The organism is Streptomyces sp. NPDC049597 (assembly GCF_040675505.1).
Classification (GTDB): Bacteria; Actinomycetota; Actinomycetes; order Streptomycetales; family Streptomycetaceae; genus Streptomyces.
Window position 1 is genome coordinate 37,122 of the sequence record NZ_JBFAOY010000001.1, and the last position, 15,994, is coordinate 53,115.

Annotated in this window: 15 protein-coding genes and 1 riboswitch; of the genes, 10 read left to right on the forward strand and 5 right to left on the reverse strand. The window is 71.3% G+C overall.

The features are described from left to right. Positions 1-3: 3 nt before the first annotated feature. Entirely contained in the window at positions 4-363 is a 360-nt protein-coding gene (locus AB0K02_RS00165; RefSeq protein ID WP_365990060.1) for a hypothetical protein, read from the reverse strand. A gap of 82 nt (positions 364-445) precedes the next feature. Then, positions 446-557: riboswitch (TPP riboswitch) on the forward strand. Here AB0K02_RS00165 and thiO point away from each other — a divergent pair. From thiO to AB0K02_RS00195, 6 genes are all read left to right on the forward strand, one after another. After that, positions 555-1,733, forward strand: a complete 1,179-nt coding sequence (gene thiO / locus AB0K02_RS00170) for a glycine oxidase ThiO (protein WP_365990061.1) — start codon at positions 555-557, stop codon at positions 1,731-1,733. Its footprint overlaps the riboswitch before it by 3 nt. Beyond that, on the forward strand, positions 1,730-1,930 hold the full coding sequence (gene thiS, locus AB0K02_RS00175) for a sulfur carrier protein ThiS (protein WP_365990062.1): 201 nt from the start codon (positions 1,730-1,732) through the stop codon (positions 1,928-1,930). The genes thiO and thiS overlap by 4 nt, the downstream gene beginning before the upstream one ends. A 5-nt stretch (positions 1,931-1,935) precedes the next feature. Beyond that, entirely contained in the window at positions 1,936-2,730 is a 795-nt protein-coding gene (locus AB0K02_RS00180) for a thiazole synthase (protein WP_365990063.1), read from the forward strand. Between the two features lie 231 nt (positions 2,731-2,961). Next, positions 2,962-4,896: a Stk1 family PASTA domain-containing Ser/Thr kinase gene (gene pknB, locus AB0K02_RS00185; RefSeq protein ID WP_365990064.1), complete on the forward strand. Its 1,935-nt coding sequence runs from the start codon at positions 2,962-2,964 to the stop codon at positions 4,894-4,896. 5 nt (positions 4,897-4,901) lie between these two features. Beyond that, complete coding sequence (locus tag AB0K02_RS00190; protein WP_365990065.1) at positions 4,902-5,750, forward strand: deoxyribonuclease IV; 849 nt, start codon at positions 4,902-4,904, stop codon at positions 5,748-5,750. A 92-nt stretch (positions 5,751-5,842) separates the two neighbouring features. Beyond that, positions 5,843-6,424, forward strand: coding sequence for a DUF4396 domain-containing protein (locus AB0K02_RS00195; RefSeq protein WP_365990066.1), 582 nt, complete (start codon positions 5,843-5,845; stop codon positions 6,422-6,424). 27 nt (positions 6,425-6,451) lie between these two features. Here the strand turns inward: AB0K02_RS00195 and AB0K02_RS00200 are convergent, their stop codons facing one another. Next, entirely contained in the window at positions 6,452-7,084 is a 633-nt protein-coding gene (locus tag AB0K02_RS00200; protein ID WP_365990067.1) for a sulfite oxidase-like oxidoreductase, read from the reverse strand. A gap of 153 nt (positions 7,085-7,237) precedes the next feature. On the opposite strand from AB0K02_RS00200, the gene bfr reads away from it, so the two are divergent. Then, a complete protein-coding gene (bfr, locus tag AB0K02_RS00205; RefSeq protein WP_365990068.1) occupies positions 7,238-7,717 on the forward strand; it encodes a bacterioferritin in 480 nt (159 codons plus the stop codon). A 40-nt stretch (positions 7,718-7,757) separates the two neighbouring features. Here the strand turns inward: bfr and AB0K02_RS00210 are convergent, their stop codons facing one another. Beyond that, positions 7,758-8,015, reverse strand: coding sequence for a (2Fe-2S)-binding protein (locus tag AB0K02_RS00210; protein ID WP_365990069.1), 258 nt, complete (start codon positions 8,013-8,015; stop codon positions 7,758-7,760). Positions 8,016-8,180: 165 nt separating this feature from the next. Beyond that, positions 8,181-9,533: a class II 3-deoxy-7-phosphoheptulonate synthase gene (locus AB0K02_RS00215; RefSeq protein WP_365990070.1), complete on the reverse strand. Its 1,353-nt coding sequence runs from the start codon at positions 9,531-9,533 to the stop codon at positions 8,181-8,183. Positions 9,534-9,763: 230 nt separating this feature from the next. Between AB0K02_RS00215 and AB0K02_RS00220 the strand changes: the two genes are divergently transcribed. From AB0K02_RS00220 to AB0K02_RS00230, 3 genes are all read left to right on the forward strand, one after another. Continuing rightward, positions 9,764-12,499 (forward strand): N-acetylmuramoyl-L-alanine amidase, encoded by a 2,736-nt coding sequence (locus tag AB0K02_RS00220; protein ID WP_365990071.1) that lies wholly within the window; start codon positions 9,764-9,766, stop codon positions 12,497-12,499. 100 nt (positions 12,500-12,599) lie between these two features. Then, positions 12,600-12,659: a trp operon leader peptide gene (locus AB0K02_RS00225; RefSeq protein WP_177152834.1), complete on the forward strand. Its 60-nt coding sequence runs from the start codon at positions 12,600-12,602 to the stop codon at positions 12,657-12,659. A 97-nt stretch (positions 12,660-12,756) separates the two neighbouring features. Then, a complete protein-coding gene (locus AB0K02_RS00230) occupies positions 12,757-14,799 on the forward strand; it encodes an anthranilate synthase family protein (protein ID WP_365990072.1) in 2,043 nt (680 codons plus the stop codon). A gap of 57 nt (positions 14,800-14,856) precedes the next feature. Here AB0K02_RS00230 and AB0K02_RS00235 read toward each other — a convergent pair whose 3' ends face one another. Further along, positions 14,857-15,885 (reverse strand): 6-phosphofructokinase, encoded by a 1,029-nt coding sequence (locus AB0K02_RS00235; RefSeq protein WP_365990073.1) that lies wholly within the window; start codon positions 15,883-15,885, stop codon positions 14,857-14,859. Between the last annotated feature and the right edge of the window lie 109 nt (positions 15,886-15,994).

Consider the following 15,994-nt stretch of genomic DNA (forward strand, 5'->3'; position numbering starts at 1 on the left):
ACCTTAGGCTTCTGACGGTCCCTCAGGCAGCAGCTGCTCGACGACGCTGGTCCCGCTGCCCTCCTGCGACTCCCACTCCCAGGCCTCCTCCAGGCGCACCCGCCCGTCGGGGAGTTCGACGACGGTGGACAGGCAGTGGCCGCTGGAGGTCGCGCCGTCCGTCTTCAACTGGACATAACGGAAGTCCAGCCGGTCCCCCACGCGCGTGCCCACGAGGTGGCCGCGCACCACGTCGCCGCCTTCGTACTCGGCCCAGATCCGCCCCCGCTCCTCGTGGTAGAGGAACCGGGTGCGGGTGCCGACCTGGCCCGGGGCCTGGTCCGCCACCGGCGCGAGCACCAGTCCGTCGAGCGATATCGCCACTGCGTCCACCTCCTGCACACCCGCGCCGGGGGACGGCGGCTCCCTTACTGCGCGCCTGGGCGTGGGGTTAGGGTGGCCACCGTAAGGCACTCGCGGGAGCCCGGACGCACCGGGCTGAGAGGGAGGCTGGCGGCCTCCGACCGTACGAACCTGATCCGGGTCATGCCGGCGAAGGGAGGGGCTGGACGCCCATGTCTCGTACACCAGACGCACCCGACGTCCTCGTCGTCGGGGGCGGGATCATCGGCCTGGTCACGGCCTGGCGTGCGGCGCAGCGCGGGCTGCGCGTGACCGTCGTCGATCCGGAGCCCGGCGGCGGGGCCGCGCGGGTCGCGGCCGGCATGCTGGCCGCCGTCACCGAACTCCACTACGGCGAGCAGACACTGCTCGGTCTGAACCTCGCATCGGCCCGGCGCTACCCCGCGTTCGCCGCCGAGCTGGAGGAGGCGAGCGGACTGTCGGTGGGCTACCGCGCGTGCGGCACACTCGCCGTCGCCCTCGACACCGACGACCGCGCGCACCTGCGGGAACTGCACGCCCTGCAACGCCGTTCGGGCCTGGAGTCGGAGTGGCTGACCGGTCGCGAGTGCCGCCGCCTGGAGCCCATGCTCGCGCCGGTGGTGCGCGGCGGCCTGCGCGTCGACGGGGACCACCAGGTGGATCCGCGGCGGCTCGCCACGGCACTGGTCGTCGCCTGCGAGCGGGCCGGGGTCGGCTTCCGTCGCGCCTGGGCGGAGCGGCTGCTGGTCGTGGACGACCGCGCCACGGGCGCGGTCCTGGACGACGGAACGGAACTCGCCGCCGACCAGGTCGTGCTGGCGGGCGGCAGCCTGAGCGGCCGCCTCGGCGGGGTGCCCGACGACGTCCTGCCTCCCGTACGGCCCGTGAAGGGTCAGGTCCTGCGGCTGACGGTGCCCGGCCCGTACGCGCCCTTCCTGTCCCGCACGGTGCGGGCGGTGGTGCGCGGCAGCCAGGTGTACCTGGTGCCGCGCGAGAACGGCGAGCTCGTGGTCGGCGCGACCAGCGAGGAGCTGGGCTGGGACACGACCGTCACCGCCGGCGGCGTGTACGAACTGCTGCGGGACGCGCACGAACTGGTGCCCGGCATCACCGAACTGCCGCTGACCGAGACGCGCTCCGGGCTGCGCCCCGGCTCCCCGGACAACGCGCCGATGCTCGGATTCACCGAGCTGCCGGGGCTGTTGCTCGCGACCGGCCACTACCGCAACGGCGTGCTCCTCACGCCCGTGACCGGCGACGTGCTCGCCGACGCGCTCACCAGCGGTCGGGTACCGGAGTTCGCCGACCCGTTCAGCCCCCGCCGGTTCGCCCGCGCCGGCGCACGCGTACGTCAGGAGCAGCCCGCATGAACGTCTCCGTCAACGGCGAGACACGCGAGCTCGCCGACCGCGCCACCCTGGACACCGTGGTGGCGGCCCTCACCACGGCCCCCTCGGGTGTGGCCGCCGCCGTCAACGAGACCGTCGTCCCGCGCAGCCAGTGGGCGGACACCCGGCTCGGCGACGGCGACCGTGTCGAGATCCTCACCGCCGTGCAGGGAGGCTGAGCGCCGTGGCCGACGACCGTCTCACCATCGGCGGCACCACCTTCACCTCGCGACTGATCATGGGTACGGGCGGGGCGCCGAGCCTCGACGTACTGGAACGCGCGTTGATCGCGAGCGGCACGGAACTCACCACGGTCGCGATGCGGCGTCTCGACCCGACCGTGCAGGGGTCCGTCCTGTCCGTCCTGACCGGACTGGGCATCCAGGTCCTGCCGAACACGGCCGGCTGTTTCACCGCCGGTGAGGCCGTGCTGACGGCGAGGCTCGCGCGGGAGGCGCTGGGCACGGACTGGATCAAGCTGGAGGTCGTCGCGGACGAGCGCACGCTGCTGCCGGACGGCGTGGAACTGCTGGAGGCGGCCGAGACGCTGGTCGACGACGGTTTCACGGTCCTGCCGTACACCAACGACGACCCGGTGCTGGCGCGGAAGCTGGAGGACGTGGGCTGCGCGGCGATCATGCCGCTGGGCTCGCCGATCGGGTCCGGGCTCGGCATCCGCAACCCGCACAACTTCCAGCTGATCACGGAGCAGGCGGGCGTACCGGTGATCCTGGACGCGGGCGCGGGCACGGCGTCGGACGCGGCGCTGGCGATGGAGCTGGGATGCGCGGCGGTGATGCTGGCGTCGGCGGTGACCCGGGCGCAGGAGCCGGTGCTCATGGCGGAGGCGATGCGTCACGCGGTGGAGGCCGGCCGCCTCGCACACCGGGCGGGCCGCATCCCCCGCCGCCATTTCGCGGAGGCGTCGTCGCCGACGGAGGGCCGGGCGCTGCTGGACCCGGAGCGCCCCGCGTTCTGACCCCGTCGGAGCGGTGGGGCCGCCGCACGGCTGTGTCCTCACCCGAACCGGGTCTCCCCCGCCCCCGCCCCTGTGGCTGCCGGCCGTACCTCGACGGCCGCCGGGCCGGGCACGGGAGCGGGGTCTGCCCCGGGAGCACGTCCCCCGCAGGTTCACGACAACCGTCACAGGTGCGCTGCAAGCGGTTCCGGGGCGGGCGGAGCGAACGGTCCGGCCTCGTAGAATCGCCGGGTGGACACGACCCTCTCAGACCCCCTCGTCGGGCAGGTGCTCGACGGCCGCTATCGCGTCGACGCGCGTATCGCCGTCGGCGGCATGGCCACGGTCTACCGGGCCGTCGACACCCGGCTCGACCGGGTCCTCGCGCTCAAGGTGATGCACCCCGACCTCGCCACCGACGCGACGTTCGTGGAGCGGTTCATCCGCGAGGCGAAGTCCGTGGCCCGGCTGGCGCACCCCAATGTGGTCGGGGTCTTCGACCAGGGGGCCGAGGGCGCGTACGTCTATCTGGCGATGGAGTACGTCGCCGGGTGCACCCTGCGCGACGTCCTGCGCGAGCGCGGCGCGCTCCAGCCCCGGGCAGCCCTCGACATCCTGGAGCCCGTGCTCGCCGCGCTCGGCGCCGCGCACCGGGCCGGTTTCGTCCACCGGGACATGAAGCCCGAGAACGTCCTGATAGGCGACGACGGCCGGGTCAAGGTCGCCGACTTCGGGCTGGTCCGCGCGGTCGGCTCGGTCACCAACACCTCCGGCACCGTGCTGGGCACCGTCTCGTACCTCGCGCCCGAGCAGATCGAGTACGGCACGGCCGACACCCGCGCCGACGTGTACGCCTGCGGTGTCGTGCTGTACGAGATGCTCACGGGCGGCAAGCCGCACTCCGGCGACACCCCCGCCCAGGTGCTCTACCAGCACCTGAACGAGGACGTCCCCGCTCCCTCCGCCCTTGTGCCCGGTCTCGCGGTCGAGCTGGACGACCTCGTGGCGAGCGCGACCGCCCGCAACCCCGACATCCGGCCGCACGACGCGGTCGCCCTCCTGGCGCAGGCCCGTGAGGCGCGTGCCGCACTCGATGACGAGCAGCTGGACGCGGTGCCGCCGAAGGCCCGCGGCGAGAACGCCCCCGCGGACACCGCCCCGGACGACGCGCCCACGGACGTGATCCTCCGCGCGCTGCCCCGCGAGCAGCCCAAGGTCCATCACACCGCGCGGCTGACCATGCCGCCGCCCTCCTCACGGCCGCCCGAGAGGCGGCCCGGTCCCGCCCGGGGCCCGCTCGCCCGCCGCGGCGTGTTCGCCCTGATCGTCGCCGTCGTCGCGTTCCTCGGCATCGGCGCGGGCGTCTGGTACATCAACTCCGGCCAGTTCACCCGCGTCCCGGCGGTGATCGGCAAGACGGAGAAGGACGCCCGCCGGCAGCTCGACCGGGCCGGTCTCGAAGCGGGCAAGGTCCGCCACGACTTCAGCGAGACGGTCCCCCGCGGCTCGGTGATCGACAGCGATCCCGCCACGGGCGAGCGCATCCGCGGCAACGGCTCGGTCACGCTGATCGTCTCGCGCGGCCCGAGGATCGTGCAGGTGCCGGATGTCGTCGGCAGGCCGCTCGCCGAGGCCGAGCGCGAGCTGCGCGCGGCGGGCCTGGCACCGGGTGTGGTGACCAGGAAGTTCGACGACAGCGTGCCCCGGGGCTCGGTGATCGGCACCGATCCCGAGGCGGGCAGCAGCCGCAGCCCGGACACCGCGGTGTCGCTCGTGGTCAGCAAGGGCGCGCCGATCGACGTCCCGGACGTCACCGGGGAGTCCGTTCAGGACGCCACCGCCGAGCTCGAAGAAGCCGGTCTCAAGGTGAAGGTGGCCGCCCAGCGGATCAACTCGCCGCACGAGGCGGGTGCGGTCGCGCGGCAGTCCGCCGCGGAGGGCACACGGCTCGCCGCCGGTGACACGATCACGCTCACGGTGTCCAAGGGACCGCGGCTGGTCGAGGTTCCGGACGTGGTGGGCGACAGCGTCGACGACGCCACCGCGGCTCTGGAGGCGGCGGGCTTCGTGGTGGACGTGAAGAAGAACTTCCCGTTCCTCGGCGAGACGGTCGAGAGCCAGTCGGTGGCGGGCGGCGACGAGGCCCCTGAGGGCAGCACGATCACCATCAAGATCAAGGGACTCTAGTGCTCATGCGCAACCCCGTCGGCGGCCACGTCCCGGTGGCCGGCGGCCTGGCCACGACCGGCCTGGCCTACGCGCGGGAACTGGAGGCGGAGGCCGTGCAGGTCTTCGTCGCCAATCCGCGGGGCTGGGCGACGCCCGTCGGAAATCCCGCGCAGGACGAGAAGTTCCGCGCGGAGTGCGTTGCCGACGGTCTCTCGGCCTGGGTGCACGCCCCGTATCTGATCAATTTCGGCTCGCACACCGAGGCAACCGTCGAGCAGTCGGTGATCTCGCTGCGTCACTCGCTGCGCCGGGCGCGGCAGATCGGTGCCCCGGGTGTCGTCGTGCACACGGGTTCGGCGACCGGGGGACGCAGCCGCGAGGTGGCCCTGGCGCAGGTGCGGGAGCGGATGCTGCCGCTGCTGGACGAGCTGACGCACGAGGACGACCCGTGTCTGCTGCTGGAGTCCACGGCGGGCCAGGGTTCGTCGCTCTGCTACCTGGCCTCGGACTTCGGGCCCTACTTCGAGGCGCTCGACGCACACCCCCGGCTGGGGATCTGCCTGGACACCTGCCACATCTTCGCGGCGGGGCACGATCTGGCCGCCCCGCAGGGTGTGGCGCGGACGCTGGACGAGCTCGTCGCGACGGTCGGGGAGGGCCGGCTGAAGCTGATCCATGCCAATGACTCGAAGGACGTGGTGGGGGCGCACAGGGACCGTCACGCGAACATCGGCGCGGGACACATCGGCGAGGAGCCGTTCCGCGAGCTCATGGCCCATCCCGCCACCGAGGGCGTCCCGCTGATCATCGAGACACCGGGCGGCAAGGAGGGGCACGCGGCGGACGTGGCACTGCTGAAGAAACTCCGCTGACGGATCTTCGGCGAGCCATTGAGGAATACCCCTGGGGGGTATACGGTTCTTGCTGTCGGCAGGAACCGCTACCTGACGTTGGGGGCATCGCCATGCAGCACGAGACGCACGCACAGCACACAGGGCACGACCACGCGGCCCACGACCGGGCCGCCCCGGCTCCGCACGGCGGCCACCACGACCACGCCGCCCACCCCGGGCACGACCACCCCGCCCACTCCCACCACGGCGGCGGCAAGGTCAGCTGGTCCATGGCGGCCAAGGCCACGCTGCACTGCCTGACGGGGTGCGCCATCGGCGAGGTGCTCGGCATGATCATCGGCACCGCCCTGGGCTGGGGCAACGCCCCCACCATGGCGCTGGCCATCGTCCTGGCCTTCTTCTTCGGCTACTCACTCACCCTGTGGGCCGTGGTGCGCGCGGGCGTGGGCCTGAAGACCGCGATCGGCGTGGCGCTGGCCGCCGACACGCTGTCCATCACCGTCATGGAGGTCGTCGACAACGGCGTCCTGCTGCTGGTGCCCGGCGCGATGGACGCCCACCTGGCGGACGGACTGTTCTGGGGCGCGCTCGCCTTCGCGTTCCTGATCGCCTTCCTGGTCACGACGCCCGTGAACAAGTGGATGATCGGCCGGGGCAAGGGTCACGCGGTGGTCCACCAGTACCACCACTGACGCCGCCGCCCCCGCAGCCCGGAGTCCTCAGAACTCGGGGCCGTCTCCCGGTTCCTCCTGGTAGGAGTAGCGCTGCTCCTTCCAGGGGTCGCCGACGTTGTGGTAGCCGCGCTCCTCCCAGAAGCCGCGGCGGTCGGCGGTCATGTACTCCACGCCGCGGACCCATTTGGGCCCCTTCCAGGCGTACAGGTGCGGCACGACGAGCCGCAGCGGGAAGCCGTGTTCGGCGGTGAGGAGCTCACCGTCCTTGTGCGTGGCGAAGATCGTGCGTTCCGCGACGAAGTCGGACAGCCGCAGATTCGCGCTGAAGCCGTACTCGGCCCAGACCATGACATGGGTGACGGCAGGCGCCGGCGGGGCGAGCTCCACGATCGTACGGGCCGGCACACCCCCCCATTCGGCCGCCACCATGCTGAACTTCGTCACGCAGTGCAGATCGCCCACGACGGTGGAGAAGGGCAGCGCCGAGAACTCCTCGTGGTTCCAGCAGTGCTTGTCGCCGTCCGCGGTGGCGCCGAAGACCCTGAACTCCCAGCGGTCCGGCTTGAACTTGGGGACGGGGCCGTAGTGGGTGACCGGCCAGCCGCGCTGCAGTCGCTGCCCCGGCGGAAGCTCGGACTCCTCTGGTGCGCGGTATTCCCGGCTCTCCGGCTGACCCATGCCTCCAATGGTGACAGACCGGGAGGGGTGGTCATGACCAGGTCTGGGCCGATTCGGGCAACTCCTACTAAGGAGGCACTTACTGGACGGCCCCCTGCCACGGTGCAAGGATGCGCGCACCTGCCAGTCATACGCGCGGAAGGAGCCTCTGCGATGCAGGGCGACCCCGAGGTCATCGAGTTTCTCAACGAGCAGCTGACTGCCGAATTGACCGCGATCAACCAGTACTTCCTGCATGCGAAGATGCAGGAGAACTTCGGTTGGACGAAGCTCGCCAAGTACACCCGGGCCGAGTCCTTCGACGAGATGAAGCACGCCGAGGTCCTCACCGACCGCATCCTCTTCCTGGAGGGCCTGCCGAACTACCAGCGCCTGTTCCACGTACGGATCGGGCAGTCGGTCACCGAGATGTTCCAGGCCGACCGGCAGGTCGAGGTGGAGGCGATCGACCGCCTCAGGCGGGGCATCGAGGTCATGCGCACCAAGGGCGACATCACCTCGGCGAACATCTTCGAGTCGATCCTCGCGGACGAGGAACACCACATCGACTACCTCGACACCCAGCTGGAGCTGGTCGAGAAGCTCGGCGAGGCGCTTTACATCGCCCAGCTGATCGAGCAGCCGGACAGCTGAGTCCCGCCTCCGCGCGCCCCCGGGCGCGGGCCCGGCAGGCTCAGGCGGCCTCGTCGAGAGCGGGACGGGTCCCGGGCGCCGGATCGGCGGCCAGCACGGCGGCACTGCTGCCGTTCTCCAGCAGCTCGCGGCGGGGGCACGCCCCGCGGCCGAGCAGCCCCTGGATCCGGCGCACGCACGAACCGCAGTCCGTCCCGGCCTTGGACACGGACGCTATCTGGCGGGGGGTGCAGGCACCGGCCTCCGCGTGTTCCTTGACCTGCTTCTCCGTTATGCCGAAGCACGAGCAGACGTACACGCGGTTCACCTCCCGGGAGATCGACGGGATCGATAAGGACTGCCATCCCGATTGATCGGTGAGGCTAACCTAACCTTACCCGCCGCCCGCGGGTCGCAAAAGCCCGGGATACGACGGTGGGGCGCGGATCACATCGATCCGCGCCCCACCGTCTTCGGGCCGTCACTACTGGTCGCGGTACATCTCCGCCACCAGGAACGCCAGGTCCAGGGACTGGCTGCGGTTGAGCCGCGGGTCGCAGGCCGTCTCGTAGCGCTGGTGCAGGTCGTCGACGAAGATCTCGTCGCCGCCGCCCACGCACTCGGTGACGTCGTCACCGGTGAGCTCGACATGGATGCCGCCCGGGTGGGTGCCGAGCGCCTTGTGCACCTCGAAGAAGCCCTTGACCTCGTCGAGCACGTCGTCGAAGCGGCGGGTCTTGTGGCCGGACGCCGCCTCGAAGGTGTTGCCGTGCATCGGGTCGGTCACCCAGGCCACGGTCGCGCCCGACGCGGTCACCTTCTCGACCAGCTCCGGGAGCTTGTCGCGGACCTTGTCGGCGCCCATGCGGACGATGAACGTCAGCCGGCCGGGCTCGCGCTCCGGGTCCAGGCGGTCGATGTACGTCAGCGCCTCGTCGACCGTCGTCGTCGGGCCGAGCTTGATGCCGATCGGGTTGCGGATCTTCGACGCGAACTCGATGTGCGCCCCGTCCAGCTGGCGGGTGCGCTCACCGATCCAGACCATGTGGCCCGAGGTGTCGTACAGCTGTCCCGTCCGGGAGTCGACCCTGGTCAGCGCCGACTCGTAGTCCAGCAGCAGCGCCTCGTGGGAGGCGTAGAACTCGACCGTGCGGAATTCCGCCGGGTCGGTGCCGCACGCCTTCATGAAGTTCAGCGCGTTGTCGATCTCGCGGGCGAGCTGCTCGTAGCGCTGACCCGACGGCGACGACTTCACGAAGTCCTGGTTCCAGGCGTGCACCTGGCGCAGGTCGGCGTAGCCGCCGGTGGTGAAGGCGCGCACCAGGTTCAGCGTCGACGCGGACGCCTGGTACATGCGCTTGAGCCGCTCCGGGTCCGGGACCCGGGCCGCCTCGGTGAAGTCGAAGCCGTTGACGGAGTCGCCCCGGTAGGTGGGCAGGGTGACACCGTCGCGGGTCTCGGTCGGCTTGGAGCGCGGCTTGGAGTACTGGCCGGCGATCCGGCCGACCTTGACGACCGGCACGGAGGCGGCGTACGTCAGCACGGCGCCCATCTGGAGCAGGGTCTTGAGCTTGTTACGGATGTGGTCGGCGGACACGGCGTCGAAGGCCTCGGCGCAGTCGCCACCCTGGAGCAGGAACGCCTCGCCCTTGGCGACGGCTCCCATCCGGGCGCGCAGCTGGTCGCACTCGCCCGCGAAGACGAGCGGCGGATACGACTCGAGGTCCGCGATCACATCGCGCAGAGCCTCGGCATCGGGGTACTCGGGCTGCTGCGCCGCGGGCAGGTTTCGCCAGGTGTTGCCACCGCTAGCGGTGGTCTTAGCGTTCACGGTCACGCCGTCAACAGTACGGGGTCGTGAGCGCTGTCCATGTCGCCGCTCAGCAGATGAGACGCCACCCCTGGGCCATCGTTGTCATGCCCCGGTGTTAGCCTCAAGCGCTTGCGACCCGGCGGGGAGCCGCGGTCGCCGTCACTTCCGAGCCCGCAGGGGTGGGCCTTGAACTGGGGTGGGGCGTGAATCCGAGACATCGGAGAAACCGTAAGAAGCGATCGATCCTGTACGGAGTGGCCGCCGCCGTCGTGGCGTCGGCCGTCGCCGGCACGGTCGCCGTCGCGTCGCCGGATCTGCTGGGCGGAGGCGGCGACACGGCGGCAGCGGCACCGGGGGGACAGCTGCAGGCGGAGTTCGCGCAGGCCGCCGAGGAGTTCGACGTTCCCCAGAGCGTGCTGATGGCGGTCTCGTACCGTCAGACGCGCTGGGAGTCGCACCGCGGCGAGCCGAGCGTCACCGGCGCGTACAACGTCATGGGGCTGACCAGTGTCCAGCCGGGGGACGTCGAGCAGCACGACGACAAGGAGCGCCTGGCGCACCTGAACGCGAGCGGCAACCCGGAGATCGAGAAGACCTTCGACGCCGAGAAGGCGCTGGCGGCCCTGCCGAAGGAGACGGTCGACACCGACGACCCCCGTCTGCACACGCTGGATGAGGCCGCCGAGCTGATCGACAGCTCCGAGGAGTCCGTGAAGGCGGACGCCGGCGAGAGCATCCGGGCGGGCGCCGCGCTGCTCGCCGAGTACCAGAAGGAGGCCACGGGCGACCTGCCCGAGGAGGCCGACGAGTGGTACGCGGCTGTGGCGCGCTACAGCCAGTCGCCCGACAAGAAGGGCGCCGACCTGTTCGCGAAGCGCGTCTTCGAGTCGATCCGGAAGGGTGAGCAGAGGCTCACGACGGACGGCCAGCAGGTCACTCTGCCGGCCGACCCGACCGTGAATCCGGTCAAGCCGTCGAAGCTGCCGCTGGCGACGACCGTGAGCACGACGGCGACTCCGACGCCCGAGTGCCCGGCCGGCCTGAACTGCAACTACATCCCTGCCGAGGTCCCGAGCACCGGCCAGCGCAACTACACGCTGGCGAGCCGCCCGGCGAACGGCTTCGACGTCCGCCGGATCGTCGTCCACGACACCGAGGGCAGCTACGCCGGCACCATCAGCGCTTTCCAGAGCTCCACGGCCAGGGGCAGTGCGCACTACCTGATCCGTGCCTCCGACGGTCTGGTCACCCAGATGGTCGAGAACAAGAACATCGCCTGGCACGCGGGCAACTGGACCGCGAACATGCACGACATCGGCGTCGAGCACGAGGGCTACGCCATCAAGGCGGGCAGCTGGTACACCGAGCCCCAGTACGAGTCCTCCGCGGCCCTGGTGAAGTTCCTGGCGGGCAAGTACGGCGTCCCGATCGACCGTGAGCACATCATCGGCCACGACGAGGTGCCGGGACAGCTGGACGCCAAGGTCGCCGGCATGCACTGGGACGCCGGTCCGTACTGGGACTGGAACCACTACATGTCGCTGCTGGGCGCGCCCACCGGCGCCGGCGGCGCGGGCGGACCGCTCAAGGCCGGCCAGCTGGTGCGTGTCGTGCCGCCGTTCACCACGGCGAACCAGCCCACGCTGACCTACGGCGGCGCGTCCAAGCCGGTCGACCCCCGCCCGTCGAACTTCCTCTACCTCTACACGTCGCCGTCCACGTCCTCGGCCACGATCACCGACCCCTACTTCCCCACGTACCTGTGGTCCGAAGGACCGAACTGGGCGAACAAGGTCGTCGCCGGCGGCACCTACGTCGTCGCCGATGCGCAGAACGACTGGACCGCGATCTGGTACGCCGGAAAGAAGGCGTGGTTCCGCAACCCCGGCGGCCAGTACACGGCGCCTGTCACCGGTGGAACGCTCGTGAAGCCCATCACCGGGGCCAAGCTGTACGGGCGGTCCTTCCCCGAGGCGTCGGCCTACTCCGGTACCGGTCAGACGGCCCCGACGGACAACCCCGACTACCTGTCCAAGTACACGGTCGCGACCGGCCAGGCGTACGCGAAGGCGGGCGACGCGGTCCTCGGTGACGACTACTTCGGTTCCTCGCAGGTCCGGGTCGTCGGCAAGACGGACATCTACATCCCGATCCGCTACAACCACCGCCTGGCCTGGGTGAGGTCGACCGAGGTCACCGAGGCCGCGCCCACCGCTCCCGACGCCGGCACCACCCGCTTCAACCTGCTGGGCCGTGACTCCGGCGGCTCGCTGTACCAGTACCAGGGCACGGGCAGCACCTCGCCGCCCTTCTACTCCCGCTACCGGATCGGCGGCGGCTGGCAGGGCTACACCGCGATCACCGACCTCGGCCCGCTCCGCGCCGACGGCACCGGTGACATGGTCGCCCGGGACAGCTCGGGCTACCTCTGGTACTACAAGGGCAGCGGCAACAAGAACCAGCCGTTCCAGGCCCGCATCAAGGTCGGACCCGGCTGGAACATGTTCAACATGCTCGTCGGGTCGAAGGACCTCGACGGCGACGGCATCAGCGACATGGTGGGCCGTGAGCCCACCGGCGCCCTGTGGTTCTACAAGGGCACCGGTACGCCGTCCGCTCCCTTCGCCCCTCGCACCAAGGTGGGCGACGGCTGGCAGACCTACAGCCTGCTCATCGCCACCGGGGACCTGAACAAGGACGGCAAGGCCGACGCGGTCGGCCGGGACAAGTCCGGTTACCTGTGGTTCTACAAGGGCACGGGCAACGCGGCCGCTCCGTTCGCGGCACGCGTCAAGGTCGGCGGCGGCTGGAACATGTTCAACACGCTGAACGCCACCGGGGACCTGAACAAGGACGGCATCGCCGACATGGTGGGCCGTGAGCCCTCCGGCGCCCTGTGGTTCTACCGGGGCACCGGCGACCCGGCCGCCCCGTTCGCCGCCCGTTCGGCGGTCGGCAACGGCTGGCAGATCTACAACCTGCTGGTCTGACCCGTACGCCATCCGCAGGCACCTCCGCCCGCGGCGCGGCGGCCGTCCTCATCGTGGGACGAGCCGCGGCGCCGCGGGCGGATGCGTTAGGGTCGGCGTCATGTTCGCGCAGCAGATCCAGAACTGGTGGTGGACCGCACATCGGCGGCCCACCTCCTGATCGCGCGCAGCACCGGATCGAGAAGGCCGCCCGAGGGGCGGCCTTCGGCGTTTGCGGACCAGCGGCCGTTCCTCTCCCACCCGGAAGGAACCCCCGCATGACCGACAGCCTCGTCAGCCGGCTCCTGGACGACGACTGCCCGCCGTTCGCCCTGCTGCACCGCCGTACGCCCGGTCGCGACCACCGCACCGTCGAGGTGCTGATCGGGGACGTCCACGACGTCGAGCGCCTCGCCCACCTCCCCGGGGGCGAGCGCCCCGCACTCGCGCTGGTCCCCTTCCGGCAGATCGCGGAACGCGGCTTCGACGTACGCGACGACGGGACGCCGCTCACCGTGCTGGTCGCCGACGAGAGCCACGAGTTCGCGCTGGAGGAGGTCCTGGCGGCGCTCCCCGCGCACTCCGTACGGGTCGAGGGCGAGGCCTTCGACGTCGGCGACGAGGAGTACGCGGACATCGTGCGCCGCGTGATCCAGGACGAGATCGGGCAGGGCCAGGGCGCGAACTTCGTGATCCGCCGCACCTTCACCGGACGGATCCCCGGCTTCTCGCGCGCCGACGCCCTGGCCCTGTTCCGGCGTCTGCTGGCCGGTGAGCGGGGCGCGTACTGGACCTTCGTCGTCCACACGGGCACCCGGACCCTGGTGGGCGCGAGTCCGGAGGTGCATGTGCGGATGACCGGCGAGGGGGGCGAGCGCGAAGCGCTCTCGTTTGAGGGTGGTGGTGGGAGCGGGGCGGGCGGGACGGTCGTGATGAATCCGATCAGCGGCACGTTCCGGTATCCGCCCGAGGGCCCGAGCGCCGAGGCGCTGCTCGCCTTCCTCGACGACCGCAAGGAGCGCGAGGAGCTGTCGATGGTCGTCGACGAGGAGCTGAAGATGATGTGCACCGTCGGCGACATGGGCGGTGTCGTCGTGGGGCCGCGGCTCAAGGAGATGGCCCATCTCGCCCATACCGAGTACGAGTTGCGGGGGCGTTCCTCCCTCGATGTGCGCGAGGTGCTGAAGGAGACGATGTTCGCGGCGACGGTCACGGGTTCGCCGGTGCAGAACGCGTGCCGGGTCATCGAGCGCCACGAAGTGGGCGGCCGCGGGTACTACGCGGGCGCGCTGGCGCTGATCGGCCGGGACGGGACGGGCGCGCAGACCCTCGACTCGCCGATCCTGATCCGCACCGCCGACATCGACCCGCAGGGAGCTCTGCGGGTCCCGGTCGGGGCCACGCTCGTGCGGCACTCGGACCCGCTGGGCGAGGTGGCCGAGACGCACGCCAAGGCGGCGGCCGTGCTGGCCGCCCTGGGGGCGGTGCCGGGACGCGCCGAGGAACCGGCCGCGCGGCCCCGGCTCGCCGACGACCCGCGCGTAAGGGCGGCGCTGGACGCCCGGCGGGCGGACCTGGCGCCGTTCTGGCTGCGGATGCAGGAGGGGATCTCCCCTGCTCGCGGCACTCGGGCACGCTCCGCGCGGCTGTCCGGGCACGCCCTGGTCGTGGACGGCGAGGACACGTTCACGTCGATGCTGGCGCACCTGCTGCGTTCGTCGGGCCTGGAGGTGTCGGTGCGCCGGTACGACGAGCCGGGCCTGCGGGAGCGGGCGCTCGCTCACGCGGGGCCGGTGGTGCTGGGGCCGGGCCCCGGTGATCCCGCCGACGCCGCCGACCCGAAGATGCGGCTGCTGCGCCGGCTCACCGCCGATCTGCTGCGCGGGCACCGGGGCGGGCCCGCCCCTCGCCCGACCACCGCCCCTCATCGAGGTCCTTCGGACCACACCTTCCTGCTCGGGGTGTGCCTCGGGCACGAGCTGATCGCGGCCGAGCTGGGTCTGGACATCGTCCGCAAGGACGAGCCGTACCAGGGCGCTCAGGAACGGATCGACTTCTACGGACGGCAGGAGACGGTCGGCTTCTACAACAGCTTCACCGCGCGCTGCGACGCGGCGGGCGCGGCGGCCCTGCTCGCGGACCGCGGGGTGGAGGTCGCCAGGGACACGGCGACGGGGGACGTGCACGCCCTGCGAGGACCGCGGTTCGCGTCGGTGCAGTTCCATCCGGAGTCGGTGCTGACGCTCGACGGCGTCTCCCTCGTCACCGAACTTCTCTCGGCGGTCCCGGCCCGCCCCGCCCACCCGGCGCGCCTGGTATGAGCGGCCGGCGGCGCCGCGGGGACGTGTCCGTCCTCGCGGCGCCCGGCCCGGCGGGGCTCAGCCGAAGAAGACGCCGACCTCCTCGTAGAGCGCCGGGTCAACCGTCTTGAGCTTGGCGGTCGCCTCGGCGATCGGCACCCGCACGATGTCGGTGCCGCGCAGCGCGACCATCTTTCCGTAGTCCCCGTCCCGCACCGCGTCGATGGCGTGCAGCCCGAACCGGGTGGCGAGCCAGCGGTCGAAGGCGCTCGGGGTGCCGCCGCGCTGGACGTGGCCGAGGACCGTGGTGCGGGCCTCCTTGCCCGTACGGCTCTCGATCTCCTTCGCCAGCCACTCCCCCACGCCGGAGAGCCGGACGTGGCCGAAGGAGTCGAGCGTGCCGTCCTTGAGGACCGCGTCGCCGTCCTTGGGCATGGCGCCCTCGGCGACGACCACGATGGGGGCGTAACTGGCCCGGAAGCGCGAGGTCACCCAGGCGCAGACCTGGTCGACGTCGAAGCGCTGCTCGGGGATGAGGATGACGTTCGCCCCGCCGGCGAGTCCGGAGTGCAGGGCGATCCAGCCCGCGTGCCGGCCCATCACCTCGACCACCAGGACGCGCATGTGGGATTCGGCCGTGGTGTGCAGCCGGTCGATGGCCTCGGTGGCGATGCCGACGGCCGTGTCGAACCCGAAGGTGTAGTCGGTGGCGGACAGGTCGTTGTCGATGGTCTTGGGCACGCCGACGCACTTGACGCCGTACTCCTCGTACAGCCGGGCCGCGACGCCGAGCGTGTCCTCGCCGCCGATCGCGACGAGCGCGTCGACCTCGTGCTTGGCGAGGTTCTCCTTGATACGGCGGATGCCGCTCTCCTCCTTGAGCGGGTTGGTGCGCGAAGAGCCGAGGACGGTGCCGCCGCGGGGCAGGATGCCCCGGACGGAGGGGATGTCGAGCGGGATGAGATCGCCTTCGAGCGGTCCGCGCCAGCCGTCGCGGTAGCCGACGAACTCGTACGCGTACTCCTGGACGCCCTTGCGGACGAGGCCGCGGATGACCGCGTTGAGGCCGGGGCAGTCGCCGCCTCCGGTCAGTACTCCGACACGCATGGAACTTCCCTTCGCCTGGGATGGGCCCTAGGACCGTCACGCTAATGGTGATCCAGGTCACTCAGGGATGGGGCGAACGGTCAATTCCCGGGCTTCTCGGGGACCTTGA

Bases quoted from the DNA above. Each gene is read 5' to 3' on its own strand.
- AB0K02_RS00230 (WP_365990072.1), top strand. From the start codon at position 12,757: ATGACCGACAGCCTCGTCAGCCGGCTCCTGGACGACGACTGCCCGCCG.
- AB0K02_RS00235 (WP_365990073.1), bottom strand. From the start codon at position 15,885: ATGCGTGTCGGAGTACTGACCGGAGGCGGCGACTGCCCCGGCCTCAAC.
- thiS (WP_365990062.1), top strand. From the start codon at position 1,730: ATGAACGTCTCCGTCAACGGCGAGACACGCGAGCTCGCCGACCGCGCC.
- AB0K02_RS00195 (WP_365990066.1), top strand. From the start codon at position 5,843: ATGCAGCACGAGACGCACGCACAGCACACAGGGCACGACCACGCGGCC.
- AB0K02_RS00190 (WP_365990065.1), top strand. From the start codon at position 4,902: ATGCGCAACCCCGTCGGCGGCCACGTCCCGGTGGCCGGCGGCCTGGCC.
- thiO (WP_365990061.1), top strand. From the start codon at position 555: ATGTCTCGTACACCAGACGCACCCGACGTCCTCGTCGTCGGGGGCGGG.
- bfr (WP_365990068.1), top strand. From the start codon at position 7,238: ATGCAGGGCGACCCCGAGGTCATCGAGTTTCTCAACGAGCAGCTGACT.
- AB0K02_RS00200 (WP_365990067.1), bottom strand. From the start codon at position 7,084: ATGGGTCAGCCGGAGAGCCGGGAATACCGCGCACCAGAGGAGTCCGAG.